The following is a 26456-nucleotide window of genomic DNA, read 5'->3' on the forward strand; positions in this document are numbered from 1 at the left end:
ATCTATTTTGAACTAGTACAAAAGGATTTATGTATGAATTCATTGTATGCAAAAGGCGGCGGCGCTGTCCAGATTGCCGAGCAGATCGCCGCACGCATCAAAGACGGCGCGCTGCGGCCAGGTGAGCTGTTGCCGCCGGTACGCCAACTGGCGGCGGAGCTGGAGGTCAATCCGAATACCGTCGCCAGCGCTTACGCCCGATTGCGCGACGCCGGTCTGGTGGCGACGCGCGGGCGGGCCGGAACGGTGGTGCTGGAGCCGCCGCTGGCGGCGGTGAGTGCGGCCTATGTGCCGCGTCAGGTGCCTGCAGGGATGTGCGATCTGGCCAGCGGTAACCTGGATGCCGCATTGTTGCCGGTGCTGGCGCTTGGCACGGCGGAGGTGTTCCCGCAGCAAAACGGCTATGACATCAGCGGCGATCTGCCGATATTGACCGGTCTGGGTCGCGAGTGGCTCGGCCGCCAGGGCGTCGCGCTGGGGGAGCCGGCGGTGTTCTCCGGCGCGCTGGATGCGATGGAAAAGGCGCTGCGCTGCCATGTGCAGCCGGGCGCGGCGGTGTGGGTGGAAGATCCCTGCTGGCCGCCGCTATTGACGCTGTTGCGCCACCTGCGCCTGCGGCCGCTGCCGCTGGCGGTAGATGAACAGGGCTGTCGGTTGCCGGAAAGCGGGGCGGCCGCTGCGGTGATCCTGACGCCGCGCGCCCACAATCCGACCGGAGCCTCGCTCTCTGCGCAACGCGCGCAGCAGTGGCGGCGTTTTCTGCACGACAACCCGCAGTGTCTGGCGATCGTCGACGATTTCTGGGGGCCGCTGTCGCAGCAGCCGCTGCATCTGCCGTTCGACGGCGATCGCGGCCTGTACGTGCTGTCGCTGAGCAAGTTTCTCAGCCCGGATCTGCGTATCGCGCTGGCCTGCGGCGACCCGACGTTGCTGCAGGCGATGCGCGCCGATCAGTACATCAGCGAACGCTGGGTCAGCCATATCTTGCAGCAGATCGCCGCCAGACTGTGGGAACAGGCGTTGCAGGAAGGGCAACTGCAGCGGGCTCAACAGGCGTATCAGGCCAGAAGGGATGAACTGGTACAGCGGCTCAATACGTTGAATCACACGGCGCTGGCGGCGGGTGAAGGGCTGCATCTGTGGTTGCCGGTGAGATCAGAAACCGCCGCCGCGCAGCTGATGGCGCAGCGGGGGTGGTTGGTGCAGGGCGGTGAACCTTTCCGCCTGAAGGGCGGCCCGGCGCTCCGCGTCAGCCTGGCTAACGTCACGCCGGCGCAGTTGGCGCCGCTGGCGCAGGATCTGACCGACGCCATGCGGGCCAGCGCGGCGATCAACTAGGCCGGCGTCAGGCTCTCCTCCGCCAGCAGCTGTAGCGAAGTGAGCCGGGCGCTCGGTTCGCCGATCGGCGTGTCGATGATGAACTCGTCCACGTCGTACCGCTGCTGCAGCTGCGCCAGTTGCTGATGTACCTGCGGCGCGGTACCAAGCAGGATATGGCTTTCCCGCGGCTCGATGCGGTAGTCGGTCGCGCCGGCCTGCTGCACGAAACTCTCTGCCTGCGCCAGGCTACCGACGGTCACGCTCTGCTCACCGGCGACGTGCACGCGGTATTGCTGAATATCCGCCGCCAGCGTCGCGGCCTGCTCCGGGCTCTGCGCCACGATCGCCGCCACCGCCAGCAGCGCCTTGCGGCCGCCGCTCAGTGCGGTGTAGTGCGCCAGCGCCTCGCGGATATCTTGCGGATTGCCGTTCAGATGCGCGGCAAACACGAAGGCCCAGCCGGATTCGGCCGCCAGCGTCGCGCTCTCTTTACTGGCGCCGAGCAGAAAGCGCTGGGCGGCGTGCGGCGGCAGCGGTGTGGCGCTCAGGCCCGGTTCGGCGTCGTCGTTCAGGTAGGCGGTCAGCTGCGACAGCTGCTGCGGGAATGCCGGTTTGTTTTGTCGGTCATGGGCGGCCTGCAGCGCCTGGGTGGCGAGCGGCAGCCCGCCGGGCGCTTTGCCTACCCCGAGATCGACGCGCCCCGGCGCCAGCGCCGCCAGCAGGTTAAAGTTTTCGGCTACCTTGTAGGCGCTGTAGTGTTGCAGCATCACGCCGCCAGAGCCGATGCGAATGCGCGACGTCTGGCCGAGCAGGTAGCCGATCAGTATTTCCGGCGACGGGCAGGCGAGCTGCGGCGTGTTGTGGTGTTCCGCCAGCCAGAAACGCCGATAGCCCCAGCGTTCCGCCTGTTGCGCCAGATGCAGCGTGCGCGCCAACGCCTGCGCGGCGCTTTCCCCGTCGGCGATCGGACTTTTTTCCAATATGCTCAAGGCATAAGCCATTTTCCCGCTCCTTTGATCATCAGATATGCCTGACAAATACCATGCGGGCGGCGTGAGGCTTAATACTGATTGGCGATAGGATATTCCATTGATCCAAAACGGATTTGGATATGCGTGGGACGGTAAAGCGCCACGGTGTTACCCCTCGAGCCAGGCCTTCAGGCGAATGGCGTCACGGTAGTGGCCGTAGCGCGGCTGCGCGCCGAGCAGGATCATCACCACCGGTTGGCCTTTGATGGTGGTGCGCATCACCAGGCAGTGACCGGCCTCGTCGGTAAAGCCGGTTTTCTGCAGCTGGATCTTCCAGGCCGGGTTATTGATTAAGCCATTGGAGCTGCGGTAGACCAGTTGGCCGCGGCCGGGGCGTACGATCTGCTGCTTGTCGGTGCTGAAGCGGCGGATCGACTGATAGCGATAGGCGTGATTGACCATCTTCAGCAGATCGTTGGCGCTCGCCACGTTGCGCGGCGTCAGCCCGGTCGGATCGTAGAAGCGGGCGCGTTTCATGCCGATGGCGCGCGCTTTCTGATTCATTTTCGCCACGAAGGCCTTGCGCCCGCCGGGATAGCTGCGGCTCAGCGCCGCGGCAGCGCGGTTCTCCGAAGACATCAGGGCGATGTGCAGCATGTCGCGGCGGCTGAGCACCGAGCCGATGGTCAGCCGCGAATGGGTTTTCTTCAGCAGATCGCGATCGGCGGCGGTGACTTTGAGCTTGCTGCCCATCGGACGTTTGCTGTCCAGGGCGACCATGGCGGTCATCAGCTTGGTGAGCGAGGCGATCGGCAGTACGCGGTTCGGCTGCTTCTGATAGAGGGTCTTTCCGGTGCGTTGATTGACGACCAGCACCGATTTGGCATTCAGCACCAGCGGTGGCGCAGCGGCATACACGGGCGCCAAAACGAACAGCAGGCTGAACAGAAGGGCGGCGCCGAAGCGCCGGACAGGCAGACGGAGAAAAGCGTGAGATAAAAGCATAACGGCGGAAATAGTGACCCTAAGTGATTAAAAAATATCAAAAGAGTCTGCCCGGCAAATGTGAAGGAAATAGGGCGATAATCGCTCAAACTGTTACAACAATCCCTTTTGCTGCAGCGTGAAGCGGGTAGCCTCGTTCAAATCGTAGTCCCCCAGGCGCTCGCGCGGCACCCAGGCGTAGTCGTCGAACTCGTCGTTGATCGTTACGTCGCGGTTGGCGGCATGGCAGTCGAAAATCAGGTAAATCATGTAGATTTGCTCCTGGCGGCCGTCGGCGTAGGTTTTCATACGCACGTCGTCGCGGAAGGTCCAGGGCGTGATGTTGTCGAGGATCAGCGCGGCGCCCAGCTCTTCGCGCACTTCACGCCGCAGCGCCTGTTCTATCTGTTCACCCGGCTCGACGCCGCCGCCGGACAGCGCCCACTGGCCGGGAAACACGCCCTTGTGCGCCGCCATCTTGCACAGCAGAAAGGCGTTATCGTTTTCAATCAGCGGGCAGACAATGATGCGTTGGCGCATGGAAGACTCCTGTCAAAATGGAAAACAACCACTTTAACATGGGGTTTGGCACAGTAGCGTGAGAGAAATCAAAGCGTTGTCTTCGTACAGAGAAGCGGCAACCGCTTCTCTGCGCTAAGGTCAGTAGATTTCCGGCACCACCATGTTGTCCGGCACCGGGCTACGGTGGTATTCCGGGCTGCGTTTGCGCTGCGGCAGCGTGATGACGTTGCCTTCGGCCTCCTCATAAGGCACCTGCTGCAGCAGGTGAGTGATGCAGTTCAAGCGGGCCTTTTTCTTGTCGACGCCCTGAACTACCCACCAGGGTGCCTCGGCAATGTTAGTGCGCGCTAACATGATCTCTTTGGCTTCGGTGTAGTCTTCCCAGCGGCGGCGGCTTTCCAGATCCATCGGGCTGAGCTTCCACTGTTTGAGCGGATCGTGAATGCGGCTGAGGAACCGCAGCTCCTGCTCGTCATCGGTGATCGAAAACCAATATTTGACGATTTGGATGCCGCTGCGCGTCAGCATTTTTTCGAATTCCGGCACGCTGCGGAAAAACTCCTCATACTCTTCGTCGCTGCAAAAGCCCATCACGCGTTCCACGCCGGCGCGGTTATACCAGCTGCGGTCGAACAGCACCATTTCGCCGGCGGCGGGCAGATGCGCGATGTAACGCTGAAAATACCACTGGGTGCGTTCGCGATCGTTTGGCGCCGGCAGCGCCGCCACGCGGCAAGTGCGCGGGTTGAGGCGCTGGGTGATGCGTTTGATCACGCCACCCTTGCCGGCGGCGTCGCGGCCTTCGAAGATGATCACCAGCCGGTGGCCGGTGCGCATCACCCAATCCTGCAGCTTCACCAGTTCGCCCTGCAGGCGCAGCAGTTCGCGGAAGTATTGTTTGCGCCAGGCTTTTTTCGCGTCGCTGTCGACTTCTGCCGCGTCGAAGCGCAGGTCGTCCAGCTCCATTTCCAGCTCTTCATCGTAGCTGTCGTAAAATTCTTGCAGCAGGCGCTGGTTGAAACCGTCATCGCGGTTGAATTCATGCATGGTCATCAGATTTTCTCCGTATCAGCCCGGTGTTAGAAATGGTTGAAGATCCAGTACAGCACCGCCGACAGCAGCACCGAGGCCGGCAGCGTCAGCACCCAGGCCATCAGTAGATTACGCAGGGTGGCCATCTGCAGGCCGGAGCGGTTGGCGGCCATGGTGCCGGCGATGCCGGACGAGAGTACGTGCGTGGTCGAAACCGGCAAACCGAAGGCGTCGGCCGCGCCGATGGTGGTCATCGCCACCAGTTCGGCGCTGGCGCCCTGGGCGTAGGTCAGGTGCGATTTACCGATCTTTTCGCCCACCGTCACCACGATACGGCGCCAGCCGACCATGGTGCCGAGCCCCAGTGCAATCGCCACCACCACTTTCACCCAGAAGGGAATGAAGCGGGTGGCGTTATCGAGTTCACCCTTCAGCGCGTCGAGGTTGCGCTGCGCATCGGGATTGATCTGCAGCTGACGCTCTGCTTTGAGGTGCTTGATGGTCTCGGACGCCAGGTACATGTCGTTGCGGGTGTTCGACACCGCCTGCGCCGGGATCTTGTCGACCGAGCCGTACTGACGGATTTGATCGCCGATCGCGCCGGCCAGCTGCGCCAGCGCCGGTACGACTTCCGGCGTCAGTTCGCTGGTGCGCACATAGCCGGTCAACACCTCACGCGGCGGGGTTTGGCCGCCGGCCGGGAACTGGCGCAGCAGCTCGTTTTTGGTCACCTCCGCCAGCGCCGCCACCCGGGGGATCTGCTCCGGCGGCATCGAACGGTTCAGGGCGTAGGCGATCGGCATGGTGCCCACCAGGATCAGCATGATAAGGCCCATGCCTTTCTGCCCGTCGTTGGAGCCGTGGGCAAAGGAAACGCCGGTGCAGGTGAGGATCAGCAGCCCGCGGATCCACAGCGGCGGCGGGGTATTGCCTTTAGGCGCGCTGTACAACTGGCGGTTCTTGACGAACAGCTTTAGCGCCAGCAGCAGCAGGCCGGCGAACACGAAGCCGATCACCGGCGACAGCAGCAGCGCATAGCCCACCTTGATCGCCTGGCCCCAGTCCACGCCGCTGGTGCCGGTGCGGCCGTGGATCAGGGCATTGGCCACGCCGACGCCGATAATCGAGCCGATGAGCGTATGCGACGACGAGGCGGGCAGCCCGAGCCACCAGGTGCCGAGGTTCCAGATGATGGCGGAGAACAGCAGGGCGTACACCATGGCGAAACCGTTGCCGGTGCCCGCTTGCAGGATCAGCTCGACCGGCAGCAGTGAAATGATGCCGAAGGCCACCACGCCGCTGGAGAGCAACACGCCGAGAAAGTTGAAGAAACCGGACCACACCACGGCGACCATCGGCGACAGCGAGTGGGTGTAAATCACCGTCGCGACCGCATTGGCGGTATCGTGGAAGCCGTTGACGAATTCAAAGCCCAGCGCGATCAGCAGCGCCAGCCCCAATAATAAAAACGGAATGTAACTGGTATAGACGGCGCCGGCATCGCTGACGTCGTTAAATAAGTTCACTCCGGCAAACGCGATCCCCAGAATTAATAAGAAAACAAAAAAAAGAACAGTGAGTCGACTGTTCTTTTGATGCAGCTTGGGCAGGCTGGATGCGGCCGGCACACCCGTTTGAACGGCGCTGTTATCGCTCATAATGACCTTCCTGAAAGGATTGAATGCGGTAGCTGTCGCCTGAAAAGTATTCTGAATGAATGTGGCCTTTTTATGACGAAAATATTAATCATCGGGAACGGCGAAAATCATTAACGCCGATAAATAAAGATTGTTATAACAGCGGGGAAGGTCTTGGGTTAACGGCAACAGGCAGGATATGGCGTTATGGTGCAACGGTTAGCGGAAAAGATGCACAAGCTGGATTTTGATGATGAGGTGACCGGGCTGATCTACGGCCATGTGTTCCGCTCCGGTGAGGCGCCGGCGCGCCTGAACTCGCAGCAGGTTTGTCAGGCCTACCAAGCGTTGCCGCCCGGCGACGGTTTTGTCTGGCTGCACCTCAATCTCAACCACGCGGCGGCGGAGAAGTGGCTGAAAAACCATTTCGCCATTTCCGATTTTTTCTTTCACGAGATCCGCCACGGCTCCCACACTACGCGCATCGAGCGCCAGGGCGACGATCTGTTCGCCGTACTCAACGACGTGATTTTCCACCCCGAGGACAGCAACCCGGAGACGGCGACGCTGTGGCTCTATTGCTGCCGTGGGCTGGTGGTCACCGTGCGTCACAAACCGGTGCGACTGATTGAACGGCTGCTCGGCCGCCTGACGGCGCTGCAGCTGGCGTCGTCTACCGAGCTGCTGGCGCACCTGCTGGAAGAGCAGGAGGACGTGCTGGAGCAGGTGGTGCGGCAGGCCAACCAGTATGTCGATACCATCGAGGATCGTCTGCTGACTCGACGCGTCAAACGCAATCGCGCCGAGCTGGGGCGCATGCGCCGCATGTTATTGCGCTTTCAACGTCTGCTGGCGCCGGAACCGGCCGCGCTGTTTCGCCTGTTGAACCGGCCGCCGACCTGGCTGAGCCGTGAGGTGGTGCAGGATCTGCGGCAGTTTACCGAAGAGTTCACCGTGGTGTTGAACGATCTGGCCAGTTTGACCGAACGCATTCGGCTGCTGCAGGAGGAGCTGAGCGCCAAGCTGATGGAGCAGAATAACCGCACGCTCTATACGTTGACGGTGATCACCGTGCTGGCATTGCCGATCAATATCGTCGCCGGTTTCTTTGGCATGAACGTGGGGGGGATCCCGCTGGCCAGCAATCACCACGGTTTTATCCTGCTGGTGTTGCTGGTCGGCAGTTTTACGCTGATCGCCGGTTATTTGGCGTTCAGGCGCAGGGACGAGACGTAATTACAGGCGGGCGCGGTACTCTTCTTCCAGCCGGGCATGGGTGCTCCAGAACGGCTGCGGCGCCCGGTCGTGCAGGCGATCCAGCAGGATATCCAGATGAGTGTGCCAGCCGCCGGCGACGCTGAGCATCTCGTCGCGGTTGGCCAAGCGCCGGTGGGTGACCGTCAGCAGCACCGCGTTTCCCTGCTCCGTCAGTTCGAAGGTCACTTCGGAAGGGCGCCCCTGATCCTGTTCGGCCCAGGTAAAGCTCAGCAGGCGCGGCGGGAACAGGCAGGTGATGTGGCCGCGGTTGCTGACACAGCCGCCGTGCTGTTTGTACTTGGCCGGCGGTTGCTCGTGCTCGCCGGCCAGATCGGAGTTGCGAAACTCCAGCTCCAGCGGCGCGCCGTTTTCCAACTTCATGGCGCCGGACGCCAGCCAGGTGGCGCGCTTGTCGGATTCGGTCAGGTAAGCCCACACCCGCTCGATGGGCCCAGGCAGCAAGCGCTGGATGCGCAGCGTGCCGGGTTCGATAATCATGCCGTAATCATTCATGGTTCACTCCTTGGGAGGAAGCTGTTCGGGCTGTAGCAGCGCCTGTTCGAGCGCATCCAGCCGTTCAGTCCAGAAATGTTCATAGGTTTGCAGCCAGTGCATGGCCTGCGCCATAGGCTCGGGTTCGAGCCGGCAGATATGGTTTCTTCCTTGCACGGTGCGTTGCACCAGGCCCGCATGTTCCAGTGCTTTCACGTGCTTGGAGGCGCCGGCGAACGACATCTGCAACGGCGCGGCCAGTTCGCCGATGCTGCGCTCACCGCCGGCCAGCGCGCGTAACATCGAACGGCGGGTCGGGTCGGCCAGCGCATGAAAAATGGCGTCCAGCTGTGAGGAAGATAATTCAACCATATGGTTGAATATAGAACAGGTGGGCTAATATTCAACCGTTTTGTTGAATATTTTTTTGCCCCGGCGAGAAACCGGGGCGAGGATCAGGCGTAGGTGTGCGCCAGCAGGGCGTTGAGCAACACGTCGGCGCCTGAGGCGGCCCAGGCGGGGGTGATATCTTCCCGCTCGTTGTGGCTGATGCCGTCCACGCAGGGAATGAAAATCATGGCGGTCGGGGCGACGCGGTTAAGGTAACAGGCATCGTGGCCGGCGCCGGAAATCATGTCGCGATGGCGATAGCCCAATGCTTGCGCGGCGTGGCGTACGCTGTCGATGCAGCCCCGATCAAAAGCGATAGGGGGATACTGGAAGATGCGGTCGGCGCGGGCGGTCAGACCGTCGCCGTTGACGTGGTTTACCGCCGTCAGCAGACGCTGCTCCATCTGCTCCAGGGTAGACTCCTGCGGATGGCGGAATTCGACGCTGAAAAAGACGCGCCCCGGCACCACGTTGCGTGAATTGGGGGTAATTTGCGCCATGCCCACCGTGGCGCGCGCATCGGGCGCAAAATCCCAACCGATGCGGTTGACCGCCGTGACCAGCGCCGTAAAGCCCAGCAGGGCATCGCGGCGCCGATCCATTGGCGTGGTGCCGGCATGGGCGCTGAAGCCGACGACCTCCAGCTCATACCAGCGCTGCCCTTGTGCGGCGGTCACCACGCCGATGTCGAGATGTTCCGCTTCCAGAATCGGCCCCTGTTCGATGTGCAGTTCGAAGGCGGCGTGGATCGGCGTGCCGCCCACCGGGTGCTCGCCGGCGTAGCCGATGCGCTCCAGTGCGTCGCCGAGGCTGACGCCGTGCTCGTCGCGGCGCGTCAGGCCGTACTCCAGGTCGAATACCCCGGCGAACACCCCGGAGGCGATCATCGCCGGCGCAAAGCGTGCGCCTTCTTCGTTAGTCCAGTTGATCACTTCAATCGGGCGTTCGGTGACGATCTGCCGATCGTTAAGGGTACGAATAACCTCCAATCCGGCCAGCACGCCGTAGATGCCGTCGAAACGGCCGCCGCGGGGCTGCGAGTCGCCGTGAGAACCGGTGACGACCGGCGGCAATTCGGGGCGCGCGCCTTCACGGCGCAGGAACATGTTGCCCATCCGATCGACGCGCACGTTACAACCTGCCTCCAGCGCCCAGGCGCGCAGCTGCTCGCGCGCTTGGCGATCTTCTTCACTCAGCGCCAGCCGGGTGACGCCGTTATTGGCGATGGCGCCGAACTGCGCCATCGTCTGCAGGCTTTGCCACAGGCGCTCGCCGTTGACTCGATACGTCATTGTTCTTCTCCCGACGTTTTGGCGGTGTAGCGAAAATCGCAGCAGGGCGCGCCGGACATGATGGTTTGGCTGCGCTGCAGGTCAACCTCTGGGGCATAGCCGACGATGAACTGGCTGTCGCGGGCGCAGGAGAGCAGGTGGCCGATCTCCCCCAGCCCCATCTCGTGATACATCTCGGCGTAGCGGCAGCGGGTGACGTTATAGTCGAAGTGCTGCGCATCCTGGTTGATCACCTCGACGCGCAGCGCATCGTCTTTTTCCCACAGGTACTGCAAGGCGGCGAAGCTGCGCAGATCCGCGCCGTTCGGTTCCTGGGCGGCGAACTGTTTGCCCGCCTCGATGGCGGCATTCTCGATGGCTTCGCCGATCACCGCCTGGGCGCGCGCCTTGCCGATTTCACGCACCAGAATCTGGTAGATCGGCTTGATGATCTCCGCCTCGATCTTTCTGCGGGCCAAAATGCCCAATTCGTTTTTTGCACAGCTCATCGCCTTGCTCCTCTTGATTTATTGTGACTTGGCGCCGCCCAACACGGTTTGCGGCTGCCATTTGCCGTCAACCACCCGGTACAGGGTGAAGCTCGGCTGTTGCAGGTTGCCTTGCGCATCGAAGGCGATGTCGCCGGTGACGCCCTGGTAATGTATGGCGCGCAGTTTCGGCAGATAATCGGCCGGATTGGCCGAATCGGCTTGCTCAATGGCGGCGATCAGCACCCGGGTGGCGTCGTAGGCGAAGGGCGCATGCAGTTCGATGTGGGTGTGATAACGATCGCGGTAGGCTTGCTCAAACGCCTTGCCGCCCGGCATCTGTTCCAGCGGCAGCCCCGGCTCCAGCGCGACGACGCCTTCGCCTTCCCGCTGCGCCAGCGTCAGGAAGGTTTGGCTGACGAAGCCGCCGGCGCCCATCAGCTGCGCGTTCATGCCCAGCTGTTTCAGCTTGCGTGCCAACGGCGCCGCTTGAGAATCCACGCCGCCGAAGAAAATCAGATCGGCGTTTTTACTGCGCACGGTGGTCAGCACGGCGCTGAAATCGACGGTCTTGTCATCCACATACTCGCGGGTGACCGGCTGCACGCCCTGGGCCTGCAGCGATTTGATAAACTCGTCCGCCAGCCCCTGGCCGAAAGCGGTGCGATCGTCGATTACCGCGATACGCTTGGCTTTCAGCGTTTTCACCGCATATTGCCCGGCGTAGTTGCCGCCGTCGTCGTCGTGGCCCATCACGCGGAAGCTGGTGTCAAAGCCTTGCTGCGTGTAGCCGTGACCGGTCGCCACCGGCGCCACCTGAGCGATACCGGCGTCGTGGTAGATGCGCGCCGCCGGGATGCTGGTGCCGGTGTTCCAGTGGCCGACCACGCCGGCGACGCCTTCGTCGACCAAGCGCTGCGCCACGGCCACGGCGGTGCGCGGGTCGGACTGATCGTCCTCGGACAGTAATTTGAAGGTGACCGGTTTGCCGTTCAGCGTCGGTTTCTGTGCGTTAGCGTCGGCGATCGCCAGCCGTGCGCCGTTTTCGAGATCTTTGCCGATGCGCGCGGAAGGGCCGGTCAGCGGCCCGGCCAGGCCGATCAGCACGGTGTCGTCCGCCAGCGCCGGGAGGCTCAGGATCATTGTCATGGCGGCCAGCGCCAACGGCTTGATGCGAATGTTCTGCTGCATGTCATACTCCTGGTGCGGTTAAAGGTAACAACGGTTATTCACCCAAATAGATCTGTTTGATTTTTTCATCGTCCAGCATGTCGGCGGAGCGGCCGCTGTGGCTCAGGCTGCCGCTGTCCAATACGTAGGCGCGATCGGTGGACGCCAGCGCCAGGCGGGCGTTCTGCTCGACCAATAGCAGCGTGACACCGTCACGGGCTAACTGCTTGATGACCGAGAAAATGGCCTCCACCACAATCGGCGCCAGCCCCATCGACGGTTCGTCCAATATCAGCAGCCGCGGGCGGCTGAGCAGCGCGCGGCCCATCGCCACCATCTGTTGTTCACCGCCGGAAAGCAGCCCGGCCGGTTGATGCAGGCGCTCGCTCAGCCGTGGGAAGGTGGCGCACACGCGTTCGAAATCTTGCCGCACCGCCGATGCGTCACGCCGCGCATAGGCACCCAGCTGCAGGTTTTCTCGCACCGTCAGGCGGGTGAAAATGCCGCGTCCCTCCGGCACCATCACCAGCCCTTGTTGCAGCAAGCGGTGCGGCGGCATGCCGCGAATCGAACGGCCGTCGAACAGGATGTCGCCCTCAAACGGCTGCAGGCCGGTCAGCGCCCGCAGGCTGGAGGTTTTTCCCGCGCCATTGGCGCCGATCAGCGTCACCTGTTCGCCGGCGTTCACCGTGAAATCGATGCCTTTGACCGCATGAATACCGCCATAAGACACTTTGAGTCGTTTAACGCTCAGCAGGGCTTCAGACATGCGCGCCGCCTCCCAGATAGGCTTGAATGACCGCCGGTTCGCGTCGCACCTGCGCCGGTTCGCCTTCGGCGATCGCTTTGCCGTAATCCAGCACCGTCAGCCGATCGCACAGGCCCATCACCAGCTTGACGTCATGTTCGATCAGCAGCAGCGTTTTGCCGCTGTCGCGGATGCGCAGCAGCAGTTCGCGCAGCGCCACTTTTTCTCCGGCGTTCATGCCGGCCGCCGGTTCGTCCAGCGCCAGCAACCGGGGCTCGGTCGCCAGCGCGCGGGCGATCTCCAGCCGCCGCTGATGGCCGTAGGCGAGATCGCCGGCGCGGTAATGGGCGAATTGGCTGATGCCGACGTACTCCAGCAGCGCATGAGATTTATCGCGCACCGCCTGTTCCTCCTCCCTGGCGCGACGGTGCCGGGCGATCGCCGCCCACAGGCCGTTGCGGGTGCGCACGTGGCAGCCGACCATCACGTTTTCCAGCACGCTCATTTCATTGAACAACCGCAGGTTTTGGAAGGTGCGGGCAATGCCGGCCTGCGCCACTTTGTCGATCGCCTGGGGTTTATAGCGCTGGCCCGCCAGGCGGAACTCGCCCGCGTCGGCGCGATACAGGCCGGTGATCAGGTTGAAGCAGGTGGTCTTACCGGCGCCGTTCGGCCCGATCAGGCCGTAGATTTCCCCCTGGCGGATGCTCATGCTGACGTCATCCACCGCCGTCAGGCCGCCGAAGCGTTTGCTGATATGGTGTAAAGCGAGCAGCGGCGTCATGCGGCGGTCCTCCCAGCATGGCGAGCCGGCCACAGGCCCGCTGGGCGATACAGCATCACCAGGATCAGCGCCAGGCCGTAAAACAGTTGGCGAATGATTTCCGGGTCGATCAGCACCTGGCCGAACAGCGCCTGCTGCAGCGGCCCCATGCTGCTGCGCAGCAGCTCCGGCAGGGCGGCCAGCAGCAGCGCGCCCAGGATCACGCCGGGGATGTGCCCCATGCCGCCGAGCACCACCATCGCCAGTACGGCGATCGATTCCTGCAGAGTGAACGATTCCGGCGACACGAAGCCCTGAAACGCGGCAAACAACGCGCCGGCCACACCGCCAAAGGTGGCGCCGATGGCGAAGGCCAGCAGCTTGAAGTTGCGGGTATTGATGCCCATCGCCCGCGCGGCGTCCTCGTCTTCGCGGATCGCTGTCCATGCGCGGCCAATGCGCGAGTTTTGCAGCCGCAGGCTGATAAACAGGATCGCCAGCAGCAGCGCGGCGAACAGGTAGTAATAGAGATACAGCCCGGAGAAACGCACGCCGAACCACTCATGCATGCCGGAGAACTTCAGGCCGAACAGGCTGACCGGGTCGATGCCGGAAATGCCTTTAGGGCCGTTGGTGAGGTTGACCGGGCGATCGAGGTTACGCATCAGAATGCGCACGATCTCGCCGAAACCGAGCGTGACGATCGCCAGATAGTCGCCGCGCAGCCGCAGCGTCGGCGCGCCAAGCAGGATGCCGCACGCCGCCGCCAGCAGCGCCGCCAGCGGGATCAGCCACAGCATCGACAGGTGCAGCCCGTCGGGGAACCACTGCAGCAGCAGCGGGAATTGCTGCGTCAGATGCGGTGATGACAGCAGCGCGGCCAAATAGGCGCCGACGGCGTAAAAGGCGATAAAGCCCATGTCCAGCAACCCGGTCATGCCCACCACGATGTTCAGCCCGAGCGCCAGCATCAGGTACAGCAGGGCGAAGTCGACGACCCGCACCCAGTAGTTGCCGCCGGTGGCGCCCGCCACCCAGGGCGCCAGCAGCAGCGCGAGAATGAACAGCGTCAGCCCCAGCCTGGCGCGACGCGGCGTGGCCAGAGGAACGGGGGGAGTCAAAACGGTCATGGTGATGTCCTTATGCGCGCGTGGCGATGCGTTCGCCCAAGAGCCCGGAGGGGCGGAAGACCAGCACGGCGATCAGCACCAGAAACGCGAACACGTCCTGGTAGTTGCTGCCGAACACGCCGCCGGTCAGCTCGCCGAGATAGCCGGTGCCCAGCGATTCGAACAGGCCCAGCAGCAATCCGCCGAGCATCGCGCCGCGCAGGTTGCCGATGCCGCCGAGCACGGCGGCGGTAAACGCCTTGATGCCCGGCAGAAAGCCCATCGAGAAACCGGCGTTGCCGTAGTTGCTGGCCATCATGATGCCGGCCACCGCCGCCAGCGCGCCGCCGAGCGCAAAGGTCAGAACGATGATGCGGTCAGGACTGATGCCCATCAGGCCGGCGACCTGCGGGTTTTCCGCCGTGGCGCGCATGGCGCGGCCGAAACGGCTGTGTTCGACCAGCAGCCAGAGGCCGGCCATGACCGCCACGGCCACCGCCAGCGTGACGATCGCCGTGCCGGTGATCACCGCCGGCGCATGCCCGCCGCTGCCTGCGGTCAGGGCGATGGGGGTCATTGGCAGCAGTTGCGGAAACATCAGGGGATTGCGTGACCAGATCAGCATCGCCAGGGTTTGCAGCAGCAGCGAGACGCCGATGCCGCTGATCAGCGGAGCCAGGCGCGGCGCAGTGCGCAACCGGCGGTAGGCGAGACGCTCGATCGCCATCGAGGTAATGGCGCAGACCGCCATGGCGAACAGGGCCGCCAGCAGCAGCGTGGCGTACGGCGATAACGCGGGAAAGTGGTGTTGCAACACGCCGATCGCCGACAACGCGCTCAGCGCACCGACCATCAGCACGTCGCCGTGCGCGAAATTGATGATGCGCAGGATGCCGTACACCATGGTGTAACCGAGCGCGATCAGCGCATAGATGCTGCCGAGCATCAAACCGTTGACGGTTTGCTGTACCAGCGTATCCATAAGGAGAGTCCGGAGATAATGAGTCAGGAGGCTCACAGTAGAGAATTTAAAAAAATTGTAAAATACGGAAAAATACTTTCTTATACAAAAAACGAGTGATTTTAATACGTTGATTTTTATGTATATTGAACCCATCCCTTCAGTGTCGATTTCCCAAAAACAGTCAATATATGAAAAAAACAGAACAGTACGATGAGCCATTGCCGATGCTGCCGAACGATCCGCCGCTGCGCGCCGTGCGGGCGTTCGAAGCCATCGCGCGCCTGGGTGGCATCAGCGCGGCGGCTAACGAGCTGATGATTTCGCCTTCGGCGATCAGTCATCAACTCAAAACGCTGGAGGCATTTTTGCAGATGCCGTTGACCGAACGGCAGGGGCGTAACCTGGTGCTGCGCAGCGAGGGGCGGGAGTATTACCGTTCGATTCGCTCGGCGTTCAACGTGCTGCGCCAGGCGACTGAACACGTGCGTGAGCAATCCGCGTCGCGGCAGGTGACCATCAGCCTGATCCCGCTGTTCGGCATGGGTTGGTTCATTCCGCGGCTGCGTGGCTTTTTGCGCGAAAATCCGGATATCGACATCAATGTGGTTTACGCCAACCACCGCAATTACCTGAGCGACGCCGCCGATCTGTCGATCCGCTTCGGGGTTGGGCAGTGGACCGGCTATCGCAGCGAAAAGCTGATGTCTGGCCAAATGGTGCCGGTGTGCAGCCGGGCATTCAGTAAACTGCACGGTTTGCTGGATACGCCGGATCAGCTGGCGACGCTGCCGCTGCTGCACGACGAGGAGCGCAATACCTGGATGCAATGGTTTCAGCTGGCCGGCGTTAAACGCCCGCTGCGCAGCATCGGGCCGATGTTTGAAGACGGATTGTTGACGCTGGCGGCGGTGCAGGCGGGGCTAGGGTGCGCGTTGATGCGTGAACCGTTAATCGCCCAGTACCTTGAGAGCGGTGAGTTGATCAAAATGTTCGATCTGCCGATCGACGACGGCCGCGATTATTACCTGTGCGCTCGACTGGATAGCGAGCTGTCGCAGGAAGGCGAAAATCTGCGGCAATGGCTGCGGCGTGAGGCGGCGGCTCAGAACGTCGGGGCATAATCTACAACCAACGCGTCTTTCAGCACCTGGCGGCTTGCAGTAGAGTGCGGGTTCCTGTGTCGCGATAAGGTATGACGATGCTGTTCGATTTAAACCAGCAGGCGGCCGAACTGCCCGAGGCTTGGCGTTCTGCCGTGCTGGGCCGCGTCGGTGCGGCCAATATCAAAGTGCTGCGCATGGACGCGCGCAGCATTGCGGATGAAGTGCATGATTACAGCGAAGGATTGCTGGTGATCAGCGGCCACCTGCGGCTGCAGGTGGCGGGGGAAGTGGTGGTGGTGCGCGCCGGCCAGCTGTATCAGGCCGCGGCCGGCGTGCCGCATCGCGTGTTGCCGGGCAGCGAAGGCACGCTGGTGATTGTCGATCTGCCGGATGATTAAGCGGCGCCCAGGACCGCCAGCGCCACCTTTACCGCTGCCAATAGCCGCTCTTCAGTGACGCCGTCACGTGCCTGAATCGACAGGCCGTGCAGGAAGACGGCGAAATAGTCACCCAGGCTGTCGGCGTCGGTATCGGCCGGCAATTCGCCGGTTTGCACCGCCTGCCGCAGCCGTTCGACGATCTGCTGCGTACGCTGCAACCGATGCTCTGCCAGCCAGGTTTTGAGCCCATCGTTTTCCGCACTGACACTGGCGGCGGCGGAGACCACCATGCAGCCCTGCGGCAGATCTGGCCGGCTGTAGAGGCGCACGGCATCTTCCAGCATACGTTGGATCGCCGGGCGAATGCCGCTTTCCTGCGCGAAGGCGCGATCGGCGAAGCCGCCTTCCTCGGTTTCGTAACTGGCGATTGCCTCGCGGAACAGCTGCTCTTTGGAGCCGAACGCCTTGTAGATGCGCGCGGAAGCAATGCCCAATTCTGCCACCAGATCCGACATCGAGGTGCCTTCGTAACCTTGCCGCCAAAATAAGTTTCGCGCCTTCAAGAGCGCCTGTTCGCGGTCGAACTCACGCGGTCTGCCAGCCATTCTCTGCTCCAATTTACCTGCCATTCAGCGACATAGGATCGCTTAAATCGGCGGGAATACCAATGTCTTTATAAATTTCGCTTGCGGTGAACTCGCTTTGCTCCTATTGTTTGTCAATCGACAACTAATAGGAGTTTACGATGAAAACCCTCAAAGGTCCAAGCCTGCATCTCGCGCAGTTCAGCGATGAGACAGTGCCGTTCAACAGCCTGCCGGCCATCGCCGAGTGGGCGGCGCAAACCGGTTTTACCGCCTTGCAGATCCCGGCCTGGGATCGGCGTTTATTCGACGTGGCCACCGCCGCGGAAAGCCAAACATACTGCGACGATCTGACCGGGATGTTGGCGGAGCAGGGGTTGGTGGTCAGTGAATTGACCAGCCATATCTTCGGCCAGCTGATGGCGGTACACCCGGCTTACGATACGCTGTTTGACAGCTTCGCGCCGCCGGCGCAGCAGGGCAATCCGCAGGCGCGCGGCGAGTGGGCGCGGCAGCAAATGCTGCTGGCGGTGAAGGCGTCGGCGCGGCTCGGGCTCAGCGAGCTGGGCACCTTTTCCGGTTCGCTGGCCTGGCCCTATCTGTTCCCGTTCCCACAGCGCCCGGAAGGATTGATCGACACCGCGTTCGACGAACTCGCCAAACGCTGGCTGCCGGTGCTCGACGCCTGCGAAGAACAGGGCATCAACCTGTGTTATGAAATTCACCCGAGTGAGGATCTGCACGACGGCGTGACGTTCGAGAGGTTTCTTGAGCGCGTCGGTAACCACCCGCGTTGTCGGGTGCTGTTCGATCCGAGCCATATGGTGCTGCAGCAGCTTAACTATCTGGAGTTTATCGATATCTATAAGGACGTTATCGGCATGTTCCACGTCAAGGACGCCGAGTTCAATCCGACCGGTCGCCAGGGCATTTACGGCGGCTATCAATCCTGGATCGATCGCGCCGGCCGCTTCCGCTCGCTGGGCGACGGCCAGGTTGATTTCAACGGCATCTTTTCGCGCCTGACGCAGTACGGCTATTCGGGCTGGGCGGCATTGGAGTGGGAATGTTGCCTGAAAAACCCGCAGGACGGCGCGCGCGAAGGCGCAGCCTTCATTCGCGATCGCATTATCCGCGTCACCGACAAAGTGTTCGATGACTTCGCCGGTGCGCCGGTCAGCCCGCAGCAGATCAACGCCTTGCTCGGCATTCGCTGAGCCCAACTTTTCAGGGAGTCACCCATGCAATATCTACAGAACGAGGTCCCGTTGGCGGATCTCGCGGCGGAACACGTCTATCTCCAGGTGAACGGCCGGCGCCTTCACTGCGTGGTGGCCGGTGAAGGGCGGCCGGTGCTGCTGATCCCCGGCTGGCCGCAAACCTGGTACACCTGGCGCCATGTGATGCAAGCGCTGGCGGCGGCCGGTTTTCAGGCGATCGCCGTCGATCCGCCGGGCATCGGCGACTCTGACAAGCCCGCTGGCGGCTACGACACCGGCAGCATCGGCGCGGTGTTGCACACAATGATGGCGCAGCTGGGCCATGAGCGTTACCAACTGGTTGGCCACGACATCGGCATGTGGATCGGTTACGCCATGGCGAGCGATTTCCCGCAGGCGGTGGAGCGTCTGGTGCTGACGGAGGCCGTGATCCCCGGGCTGGCGCCGCCGCCGCCGATTTTCGTTGCGCCGGAGGAGAACATCTTCCTGTGGCATTTCATGTTCAACCAGCTGGCGGATTTGCCGGAGACCCTGACCCAGGGGCGCGAACGGGAGTATCTTGGCTATATCTTCAACCGCTGGTCCTATCGGCGCGATCGGGTGGCGGCGGAGGTGTATATCGCCGCCTATTCGGCACCGGGCGGCCTGCGCGCCGGATTCGACTATTACCGGGCGATCCCGGAGACCGTGCGGCAGAACCGGCTGCGCGCCGCTACGCCCTTGACGATGCCGGTGTTGACGGTGGGAGCGGAGCACGCCACCGGCGACGCGCCGCTGACGACGCTACAGGGCAATGCGCACGATCTGCGGGGCGAAACCGTCGCCGGCTGCGGCCATTTCATCACCGAGGAGTGTCATGAGGAATTTATTGCACTGATTACGCCATTCCTGGCGGGAGAGCCGTATGCCGCTTGATGAACGCATCGCCGCCTTTTTGACGGCATCGGCCGACGTGCCACCGCCCGCTTCGCTGGCGGCAATGCGCGCGGCCACGGAAACCGGTTTACGCCAGCTGCAGGGCGAGGCGGAACCGAGCGGCGGCGTCAGGGACCATACGGTGGTCGCCGCCGATGGACACCGGATTGCACTGCGCGCCTATCTACCGGCGGGGGAAAACGGCACGACCGCGCAGCCGGCGATGCTGTTCGCCCACGGCGGCGGCTGGTGCCTCGGCTCACTGGCGTTGTACGATCGGCCCTGTCAGGCGTTGGCTAACGCCACCGGCCGGGTGATCCTGTCGGTTGACTATCGTCTGGCGCCGGAATACCCGTTTCCACAGCCGCTGGAAGATGTCTATCAGGCGCTCTGCTGGGTGGCACAACGGGCGCCGCAGTTGGGGATTGACGCGCAGCGCCTGGCAGTGGGCGGTGATAGCGCCGGGGGCAATCTGGCGGCGGCGGTCGCACTGTTGGCGCGGGATCGCAGCGGCCCGTACATCGAACGTCAACTGCTGCTGTACCCGGCGCTCAGCCGCGAGATGACGACGACGAGCTATCACGAGTTTGCCGAGGGGCACTTTCTGACGCGCGACGCGATGGGGTTTTGTTGGCAGCAGTATCTGGGCCAGCGGCGTGATCCCGGCGCGGAACCGTTGTATGCCGCCACGCTGCGCGGGTTACCGCCGGCCACCATCCTGAGCTGCGAATACGATCCGCTGCGCGATGAGGCCGAGCAGTATGCGCAGCGGCTACGCGAGGCGGGCGTGCCGGTGCGCTGCGAACGGTTGCCGGGCATGGTGCATGCCTGTATTCACATGCTGGGGCTGACCCCGGCGGCGCGGCAGCTGTTCGAACTGGCCGGTGAGTAAAAAAAAGCCCCGCATTGCGGGGCTTCTGGCTATTCATCCGCCGGGCGATTATCGGCCGGCGACGGTGACAAAGCGCGTTTCCAGGTAGGATTCGATCGCTTCGCTGCCGCCTTCGGTGCCGTGGCCGGAGTCTTTCACGCCACCAAACGGCGTTTCCGGCAGGCCGAAACCGATGTGGTTGATGCTCAGCATGCCGCTCTCCACGTCACGCCCCAGCGCATTGACGGTGGCGATGTTGCGGCTGTAAGCGTAGGCGGCCAGCCCGTACGGCAGGCGGTTGGCTTCGGCGATCGCCTCGTCATAGGTAGCGAACGGGCGCAGCAGGGCGACCGGGCCAAACGGCTCTTCCGACATGGCGCGCGCGCTCAGCGGCACGTCGCGTAGCACCGTCGGCTCGAAGAAGTTGCCTTTGCCCGCCACGCGCTTGCCGCCGGTGCTGGCCTTCGCCCCGTGGGCGACGGCATCCTGCACCAGCGCCTCGATATTGTCGACGCTGCGGCCCAACACCATCGGCCCCATCGTCACGCCGTCTTCCAGCCCGTTGCCGAGCTTGAGCTCACGCACCGCGGCGGTGAATTTCTCCACGAAGGCCTCATAAACGCCTTGTTGGATCAGGAAGCGGGTCGGGGCGATACAGACCTGGCCGGCGTTGCGGAACTTGGACTGCGCCAGCTCTTTGGCCGCCGCGTCGAGATCGGCATCGTCGAAGATCAGCACCGGCGCGTGGCCGCCCAGCTCCATGGTGGCCTTTTTCATATGCTGGCCGGCCAGCGCCGCCAAATGCTTGCCCACGCGAGTGGAGCCGGTGAAGGAGATCTTGCGAATGGTCGGATGGGGGATCAGGTATTCCGAAATGTCCGCCGGGGTGCCATACACCAGCGCGATCACCCCGGCCGGAATACCGGCGTCGGCGAAGGCTTTGATCAGTTCAGCCGGTGAGGCCGGCGTTTCTTCCGGGCCTTTGACGATGATGGAACAGCCCGCCGCCAGCGCGGCGGACAGCTTGCGCACGATCTGGTTGATCGGGAAGTTCCACGGCGTGAAGGCGGCCACCGGGCCGACCGGCAGCTTGAGGGTTTGCTGCTGTACATCGCGGGCGCGGGAAGGAATGATCTGCCCGTAGGTGCGGGTGGCTTCGCCGGCGAACCAGTCGATAACGTCGGCGGCGTTGAGAATTTCGACTTTGGCCTGCGCCACCGGTTTGCCCTGTTCCTGCGTCATGACGGCGGCGATGGCGTTGGCGCGTTCGCGCAGCAGCGCCGCGGCTTTGCGCATCAGGTTGGCGCGCTGGTGCGCGGCGGTGTCGCGCCAGACGTTAAATCCGCGCTCGGTGGCGGCCAGCGCCAGATCGAGATCCTCTGCGGCGGCATGCGCCACTTGACCGATGACCTCGTCGGTAGCGGGATTGGTGACCGGCAGGGTTTTTCCGGCCAGTGCGCTGCGCCATTGTCCATCGATATACAGTTGAGTATCCGGATACATTGTTGCCTCTTGTTTGCGGAGTGTCAGGGGCCGATGAGCTTCGCGATGCGGCCCGTCTGAAAGGGACAGGGACCTTAACCCTACGCCGAATGGCGGCGATCGTCCAGGCGAGGGGCACGAAAGGAGCAGGGCGGCTACTCAACCGGCGATGTTTTGGCTATGCTGAGCAGATTGTCAGCACGGATGAGGAGGTCGGGTGCAAGGGGTTCCACAACAGTTTCCGTTCGAGAAGGACTGCGCGCAGTTCCGGCATTTGTCGCATCTGCCCGGCGTCGAACTCTATCAGGCGCATATCGAACGCTATGCCTTCGAGCCGCATACCCACGACGCCTTCGCCATCGGCACCGTGGACACCGGGGCGGAGCGTTTTCGCTATCGCGGGGCGCAGCACCTGGCGGCGCCGGGCGCGCTGGTGCTGATGAACCCGGACGAGCTGCACACCGGCGAAGCCGAAACGCCGGGCGGCTGGTGTTATCGCATGCTCTACCTGGCGCCCGAGGCGCTGGAGCAGCTGTCCGGCGATCGGTGCCAGTGGTTTACCGATGCGGTGTGCCACGATCCGCGGGCGGCGCAGCGCCTGTCCGCCATTCTCGCCACGCTGTGGCAAACCGACGATCCGCTCACGCTCGACGGCCTGCTGTTGGAGGCGGTCGAGGTGTTGCACCCGCACATCCGTACCGGGCGGCGAGAGAAAGCCGAGGCGGCGCACCGTTTCGAGGTGGTGAAAAGCTACCTGCACGATAACTTCGCCGAGGCCATAACGCTCAACCAACTGGCCGAGCTGGTGTCGCTCAGCCCGTACCATTTCCTGCGCAAGTTCAAGGCCGAATATCACGTTTCGCCGCAGCAGATGCTGATGGCGATCCGGCTGTCGCAGGCCAAACGCATGCTGGAGCGCGGCATGCCCGCTGCACAGGTGGCGGCGGCGGCGGGGCTGACCGATCAGGCTCACCTGACGCGTGCCTTCGCCAACCGTTACGGCGTCACGCCAGTGCGTTTCCAGAAACAGGTGAAATTGGGCTAAAACAGCAACCTGCTACAATAATTCCTCCCCGCGTTTTCGTTACTCTGCCGCTGTCTTGTCGGGCGGATTGGCCGCGCCGGCCGTTTGTCGGAGTCGTTATGTTCATTGGCGTTGTGTTTGCCCTGGCCGCCGGGCTAATGTGGGGACTGATTTTCGTCGGCCCGCTGCTGGTGCCGGATTATCCCGCCGCGCTGCAGTCCACCGGGCGCTATCTGGCCTTCGGGCTGATCACCTTGCCGCTGGCGTGGTTCGATCGCCGCCGCCTGCGCAAGCTGCGGCGCCAGGATTGGCTGGAAGCGCTCAAACTGACGGCCATCGGCAATCTGCTGTACTACCTGTGCCTGGCCAGCGCCATTCAGCGTACCGGCGCACCGGTATCGACCATGATCATCGGCACCTTGCCGGTGGTGATCGCCATCTGCGCCAATCTGTTTTACGGCAGGCACGACGGGCGGCTGGCCTGGAGCAAGCTGGCGCCGGCGCTGCTGCTGATCGTCTGCGGGTTAGCGTGCGTAAACATCGCCGAACTGCGCGGCAATGCGGTGCCGATCGACGACTGGCGCTATCTCAGCGGCCTTGGGTTGGCCGCGTTGGCGGTGGCGTGCTGGACCTGGTTTCCGCTGCGCAATTCGCGTTGGCTGCGGGATAACCCGACGCAGCGGCCGGCCACCTGGGCCACGGCGCAGGGGCTGGTGACGCTGCCGCTGGCGCTGCTGGGCTATCTGGCGGTCTGCGGCCAATTGGCGCTGAGCGAACCGGCGTTTGCCTTGCCGTTCGGCCCGCGCCCCGAGGTATTTATCCCACTGATGCTGGTTATCGGCGTGTTCTGCTCCTGGCTGGGGGCGCTGTGCTGGAACGAAGCCAGCCAGCGGCTGCCGACGGTGTTGGTGGGGCCGCTTATCGTGTTCGAAATTCTGGCGGGGTTGGCCTATACCTTTCTGCTGCGCCAGGCCTGGCCGCCGCTGCTGACATTGGCCGGCATCGTTTGCCTGATCGCCGGCGTGGTGTACGCCATGCGTATCAAGCCGCAGCCGGTGGTGGTGGCGCTGGAGGACAAGCCGAGGTGACGCCCGCCGCGAAGGCGGGCGCGAGGGTTAACGCTTGCTGTGGTGAATGATTTCTTCGGCCACGTTGCGCGGCGCTTCGGCGTAGTGGCTAAATTCCATGGTGTAGGTGGCGCGGCCCTGCGACATCGAACGCAGGGTGGTCGAGTAACCGAACATCTCGGACAGCGGCACCTTGGCGCGAATTTCCTTGCCGCCGCCGCCCGGGATCTCTTCCATACCCTGTACTAGACCGCGGCGTGAGGAGAGGTCGCCCATCACGTTGCCGGCATAATCTTCCGGCGTTTCCACTTCTACCGACATGATCGGCTCAAGGATCACCGGGTCCGCCAGGCGGCAGGCGTCCTTGAAGCCGAAGATCGCCGCCATGCGGAACGCCTGTTCCGACGAGTCGACATCATGGTAAGAACCGAAGGTCAGGTGTACCTTGACGTCCACCACCTGATAACCGGCCAGCACGCCGTTATTCAGCGCCTCAAGCACGCCTTTTTTCACCGCCGGGATAAACTCGCCCGGAATGACGCCGCCCTTGATCTCATCGAAGAACTCGAAGCCTTTGCCAGGGTCGTTGGGTTCGACGGTCAGCACCACGTGGCCGTATTGCCCTTTACCGCCGGACTGGCGCACGAACTTGCCTTCCACGTCGGTTACCCGTTTGCGGATGGTTTCGCGGTACGACACCTGCGGCTTGCCGGTGGTAGTCTCCACCCCGAACTCGCGGCGCATGCGATCGACGATGATCTCCAGGTGCAGCTCGCCCATGCCGTAGATAATGGTCTGGCCGGATTCTTCATCGGTGCGCACGCGGAACGACGGATCTTCCGAAGAGAGCCGCTGCAGCGCAATGCCCATTTTCTCCTGGTCGCCCTTGGTCTTCGGCTCGATCGCTTGGGCTATCACCGGCTCGGGGAAGGTCATGCGCTCCAGCGTGATGATGGCGCCAGGGTCGCACAGCGTATCGCCGGTGGTGACGTCCTTCAGGCCGACGCAGGCGGCGATGTCGCCGGCGTGCAGTTCGTCGATGTCCTTACGATCGTTGGCGTGCATCTGCACGATGCGGCCGATGCGCTCCTTTTTGCCCTTGATTGGGTTGTAAACGCTGCTGCCTTTGGCCAGCACCCCGGAGTAGACGCGCACGAAGGTGAGTTGGCCGACGAACGGATCGGTCATCAGTTTGAACGCCAGCGCCGAGAATTTTTCGTTGTCGTCGGCTTTGCGAGTGATGATTTCATCATGTTCACCGTGGCCTTCCATCGGCGGCACGTCGAGCGGCGAGGGCATCAGTTCAATTACCGCGTCCAGCATGCGCTGCACCCCTTTGTTGCGGAACGCCGACCCGCACAGCATAGGCTGGATTTCGCCGGCGACGGTGCGCACCCGCAGCCCGTGAACGATCTCCTCTTCGCTCAGCGGCACCTGGTTGAGGTATTTCTCCATCAGTTCTTCCGACGCTTCGGCGGCGGCCTCAATCATGTTTTCACGCCACTCCTGTGCCGAGTCGCGCAGCTCTGCCGGGATCTCTTCGAAGCTGAAGTTCATGCCCTGCGAGGTCTCGTCCCACAGAATGGCTTTCATCCGCACCAGATCCACCACGCCGCTGAAGTGATCTTCGGCGCCGATAGGGATAACGATAGGCACCGGGTTGGCTTTCAGGCGCTCGATCATCATTTTGCGCACGCGGAAAAAATCCGCGCCGATGCGGTCCATCTTGTTGACGAACGCCAGCCGCGGCACTTTGTACTTGTTGGCCTGGCGCCAGACGGTTTCCGACTGCGGCTGCACGCCGCCCACCGAGTCATAGACCATCACGGCGCCGTCCAGCACGCGCATCGAACGCTCCACTTCAATGGTGAAATCGACGTGCCCGGGGGTGTCGATGATATTGATGCGGTGCTGCGGATAATTATGCTGCATGCCGTTCCAGAAGCAGGTGGTGGCCGCCGAGGTGATGGTGATGCCGCGCTCCTGTTCCTGCGCCATCCAGTCCATGGTCGCCGCGCCGTCATGCACTTCACCCAGCTTGTGGCTGACCCCGGTGTAAAACAGAATCCGCTCGGTGGTGGTGGTCTTGCCGGCATCGATATGCGCGGAGATGCCGATATTGCGGTAACGTTCGATAGGGGTGGTGCGAGCCATAATTAACCTTTCTTAGCCGCATGAAGGAGAGCGGCTTAAACAGCATGGATAATGATGATAATCCTCATAGGGTTATCCGCCGGATTGCAGAGCCTCGCTCTGGTCACAAACTAATCGTAGTTGAAGGCGTTAGTTTTTTTAAGCGATGGCTGTGATAGATGAAAGTTTGCGCGCATAACGGCGCCGGTGCAGAAAAGGGCGAAAAAAAAGGCCCGTAACGGGCCTGTTGTCGTAGGGCGCATTCGCCGCTTATTTGCGTCCCAGCAGGAAGCCGAAAACGATGCCGACCGCTGCTGCAACGGCTACGCCGGCCAGCGGGTTGGCTTCCACCTGCGTTCTTACGCTGTCCGCTGCGTCACGGGCGGCATAGCTGGCCTGGGAGGCGTATTTGCGCGCCGCGCCGCGCACCTGATGCTCCGGCGAATCAACGGCTTTGCCGAACGCTTCTTGTACCGCGCCTGCGGCTTCATTGGCTTTGTCTTCCGCTTTACCAAACATGCTGCTCTCCTGTTCCTTGTGGGTTAACGAACACTAAGCC

Annotated in this window: 27 protein-coding genes; 9 read left to right on the forward strand and 18 right to left on the reverse strand. The window is 62.7% G+C overall.

The annotated features are described in order from the left end of the window. Positions 1 to 33: 33 nt before the first annotated feature. Positions 34 to 1338 (forward strand): aminotransferase class I/II-fold pyridoxal phosphate-dependent enzyme, encoded by a 1305-nt coding sequence (locus WA302_RS14670; protein ID WP_043143443.1) that lies wholly within the window; start codon positions 34 to 36, stop codon positions 1336 to 1338. Here WA302_RS14670 and WA302_RS14675 read toward each other — a convergent pair. From WA302_RS14675 to WA302_RS14695, 5 genes are all read right to left on the reverse strand, one after another. Then, positions 1335 to 2321: an MsnO8 family LLM class oxidoreductase gene (locus WA302_RS14675; RefSeq protein ID WP_043143445.1), complete on the reverse strand. Its 987-nt coding sequence runs from the start codon at positions 2319 to 2321 to the stop codon at positions 1335 to 1337. The two genes, WA302_RS14670 and WA302_RS14675, sit on opposite strands and share 4 nt — an antisense overlap. Before the next feature lie 138 nt (positions 2322 to 2459). After that, positions 2460 to 3296, reverse strand: a complete 837-nt coding sequence (gene pbpG, locus WA302_RS14680) for a D-alanyl-D-alanine endopeptidase (protein WP_049295686.1) — start codon at positions 3294 to 3296, stop codon at positions 2460 to 2462. A gap of 93 nt (positions 3297 to 3389) precedes the next feature. Further along, complete coding sequence (gene nudI, locus WA302_RS14685; protein WP_060433134.1) at positions 3390 to 3815, reverse strand: nucleoside triphosphatase NudI; 426 nt, start codon at positions 3813 to 3815, stop codon at positions 3390 to 3392. Between the two features lie 120 nt (positions 3816 to 3935). Further along, the gene (gene ppk2, locus WA302_RS14690; RefSeq protein ID WP_164099661.1) at positions 3936 to 4850 is read right to left on the reverse strand and encodes a polyphosphate kinase 2; all 915 of its coding nucleotides are present in this window, start codon (positions 4848 to 4850) and stop codon (positions 3936 to 3938) included. Positions 4851 to 4876: 26 nt separating this feature from the next. Further along, the gene (locus WA302_RS14695; RefSeq protein WP_025302941.1) at positions 4877 to 6487 is read right to left on the reverse strand and encodes an inorganic phosphate transporter; all 1611 of its coding nucleotides are present in this window, start codon (positions 6485 to 6487) and stop codon (positions 4877 to 4879) included. Between the two features lie 186 nt (positions 6488 to 6673). On the opposite strand from WA302_RS14695, the gene WA302_RS14700 reads away from it, so the two are divergent. Continuing rightward, positions 6674 to 7702 (forward strand): transporter, encoded by a 1029-nt coding sequence (locus WA302_RS14700; protein WP_148123475.1) that lies wholly within the window; start codon positions 6674 to 6676, stop codon positions 7700 to 7702. Here the strand turns inward: WA302_RS14700 and WA302_RS14705 are convergent, their stop codons facing one another. The 9 genes from WA302_RS14705 to WA302_RS14745 all read right to left on the reverse strand — a co-directional run bounded on the left by WA302_RS14705 (position 7703) and on the right by WA302_RS14745 (position 15136). Next, positions 7703 to 8236, reverse strand: coding sequence for an SRPBCC family protein (locus tag WA302_RS14705; RefSeq protein ID WP_025302939.1), 534 nt, complete (start codon positions 8234 to 8236; stop codon positions 7703 to 7705). Between the two features lie 3 nt (positions 8237 to 8239). After that, positions 8240 to 8587, reverse strand: coding sequence for an ArsR/SmtB family transcription factor (locus tag WA302_RS14710; RefSeq protein ID WP_004938187.1), 348 nt, complete (start codon positions 8585 to 8587; stop codon positions 8240 to 8242). Positions 8588 to 8670: 83 nt separating this feature from the next. Beyond that, positions 8671 to 9897 (reverse strand): Zn-dependent hydrolase, encoded by a 1227-nt coding sequence (locus tag WA302_RS14715; protein WP_261456393.1) that lies wholly within the window; start codon positions 9895 to 9897, stop codon positions 8671 to 8673. Beyond that, a complete protein-coding gene (locus tag WA302_RS14720; RefSeq protein WP_025302937.1) occupies positions 9894 to 10385 on the reverse strand; it encodes an L-2-amino-thiazoline-4-carboxylic acid hydrolase in 492 nt (163 codons plus the stop codon). Before WA302_RS14720 ends, WA302_RS14715 begins: the two co-directional genes overlap by 4 nt. Positions 10386 to 10403: 18 nt before the next feature. Next, positions 10404 to 11513 (reverse strand): branched-chain amino acid ABC transporter substrate-binding protein, encoded by a 1110-nt coding sequence (locus WA302_RS14725; protein ID WP_376788159.1) that lies wholly within the window; start codon positions 11511 to 11513, stop codon positions 10404 to 10406. 76 nt (positions 11514 to 11589) lie between these two features. Then, positions 11590 to 12303, reverse strand: coding sequence for an ABC transporter ATP-binding protein (locus tag WA302_RS14730; protein ID WP_043143459.1), 714 nt, complete (start codon positions 12301 to 12303; stop codon positions 11590 to 11592). Beyond that, complete coding sequence (locus WA302_RS14735; protein ID WP_033643185.1) at positions 12296 to 13066, reverse strand: ABC transporter ATP-binding protein; 771 nt, start codon at positions 13064 to 13066, stop codon at positions 12296 to 12298. The genes WA302_RS14730 and WA302_RS14735 overlap by 8 nt, the downstream gene beginning before the upstream one ends. Further along, positions 13063 to 14175, reverse strand: a complete 1113-nt coding sequence (locus tag WA302_RS14740; protein ID WP_043143462.1) for an ABC transporter permease subunit — start codon at positions 14173 to 14175, stop codon at positions 13063 to 13065. Before WA302_RS14740 ends, WA302_RS14735 begins: the two co-directional genes overlap by 4 nt. 10 nt (positions 14176 to 14185) lie before the next feature. Beyond that, positions 14186 to 15136: a branched-chain amino acid ABC transporter permease gene (locus WA302_RS14745; RefSeq protein ID WP_043143464.1), complete on the reverse strand. Its 951-nt coding sequence runs from the start codon at positions 15134 to 15136 to the stop codon at positions 14186 to 14188. A 170-nt stretch (positions 15137 to 15306) separates the two neighbouring features. Between WA302_RS14745 and WA302_RS14750 the strand changes: the two genes are divergently transcribed. Beyond that, positions 15307 to 16239, forward strand: a complete 933-nt coding sequence (locus tag WA302_RS14750; protein WP_261456392.1) for a LysR substrate-binding domain-containing protein — start codon at positions 15307 to 15309, stop codon at positions 16237 to 16239. Between the two features lie 77 nt (positions 16240 to 16316). Beyond that, positions 16317 to 16619, forward strand: a complete 303-nt coding sequence (locus WA302_RS14755; protein ID WP_261456391.1) for a cupin domain-containing protein — start codon at positions 16317 to 16319, stop codon at positions 16617 to 16619. On the opposite strand, the gene WA302_RS14760 is transcribed toward WA302_RS14755, so the two are convergent. Next, positions 16616 to 17206 carry a TetR/AcrR family transcriptional regulator gene (locus WA302_RS14760; RefSeq protein ID WP_049207519.1) on the reverse strand — a complete coding sequence of 197 codons (591 nt, stop codon included), beginning with the start codon at positions 17204 to 17206 and terminating at the stop codon, positions 16616 to 16618. The genes WA302_RS14755 and WA302_RS14760 overlap by 4 nt on opposite strands. A gap of 140 nt (positions 17207 to 17346) precedes the next feature. Here WA302_RS14760 and WA302_RS14765 point away from each other — a divergent pair, with 140 nt between their 5' ends. The 3 genes from WA302_RS14765 to WA302_RS14775 are packed head-to-tail and all read left to right on the forward strand — an operon-like array spanning position 17347 to position 20212. Further along, positions 17347 to 18402 carry a sugar phosphate isomerase/epimerase family protein gene (locus WA302_RS14765; RefSeq protein ID WP_261456390.1) on the forward strand — a complete coding sequence of 352 codons (1056 nt, stop codon included), beginning with the start codon at positions 17347 to 17349 and terminating at the stop codon, positions 18400 to 18402. A 24-nt stretch (positions 18403 to 18426) separates the two neighbouring features. Beyond that, a complete protein-coding gene (locus WA302_RS14770) occupies positions 18427 to 19320 on the forward strand; it encodes an alpha/beta fold hydrolase (protein ID WP_261456389.1) in 894 nt (297 codons plus the stop codon). Then, positions 19310 to 20212 carry an alpha/beta hydrolase gene (locus tag WA302_RS14775; protein WP_025302926.1) on the forward strand — a complete coding sequence of 301 codons (903 nt, stop codon included), beginning with the start codon at positions 19310 to 19312 and terminating at the stop codon, positions 20210 to 20212. Before WA302_RS14770 ends, WA302_RS14775 begins: the two co-directional genes overlap by 11 nt. 48 nt (positions 20213 to 20260) lie before the next feature. On the opposite strand, the gene WA302_RS14780 is transcribed toward WA302_RS14775, so the two are convergent. Continuing rightward, the gene (locus WA302_RS14780) at positions 20261 to 21694 is read right to left on the reverse strand and encodes an NAD-dependent succinate-semialdehyde dehydrogenase (RefSeq protein WP_025302925.1); all 1434 of its coding nucleotides are present in this window, start codon (positions 21692 to 21694) and stop codon (positions 20261 to 20263) included. A 196-nt stretch (positions 21695 to 21890) separates the two neighbouring features. Here WA302_RS14780 and WA302_RS14785 point away from each other — a divergent pair, with 196 nt between their 5' ends. Together WA302_RS14785 and WA302_RS14790 are read left to right on the forward strand one after the other, a co-directional pair. Continuing rightward, positions 21891 to 22718, forward strand: coding sequence for an AraC family transcriptional regulator (locus WA302_RS14785; RefSeq protein WP_193402325.1), 828 nt, complete (start codon positions 21891 to 21893; stop codon positions 22716 to 22718). A 98-nt stretch (positions 22719 to 22816) separates the two neighbouring features. Next, positions 22817 to 23785: a DMT family transporter gene (locus tag WA302_RS14790; protein ID WP_336064356.1), complete on the forward strand. Its 969-nt coding sequence runs from the start codon at positions 22817 to 22819 to the stop codon at positions 23783 to 23785. A 27-nt stretch (positions 23786 to 23812) separates the two neighbouring features. Here WA302_RS14790 and fusA read toward each other — a convergent pair whose 3' ends face one another. Together fusA and WA302_RS14800 are read right to left on the reverse strand one after the other, a co-directional pair. Further along, positions 23813 to 25918, reverse strand: a complete 2106-nt coding sequence (gene fusA / locus WA302_RS14795) for an elongation factor G (RefSeq protein ID WP_164099668.1) — start codon at positions 25916 to 25918, stop codon at positions 23813 to 23815. 249 nt (positions 25919 to 26167) lie between these two features. Next, complete coding sequence (locus tag WA302_RS14800; protein WP_016927634.1) at positions 26168 to 26416, reverse strand: CsbD family protein; 249 nt, start codon at positions 26414 to 26416, stop codon at positions 26168 to 26170. Positions 26417 to 26456 lie beyond the last annotated feature (40 nt).

Origin of the sequence: Serratia sp. 201 (assembly GCF_037027545.1) — a bacterium.
Classification (GTDB): domain Bacteria; phylum Pseudomonadota; class Gammaproteobacteria; order Enterobacterales; family Enterobacteriaceae; genus Serratia; species Serratia bockelmannii.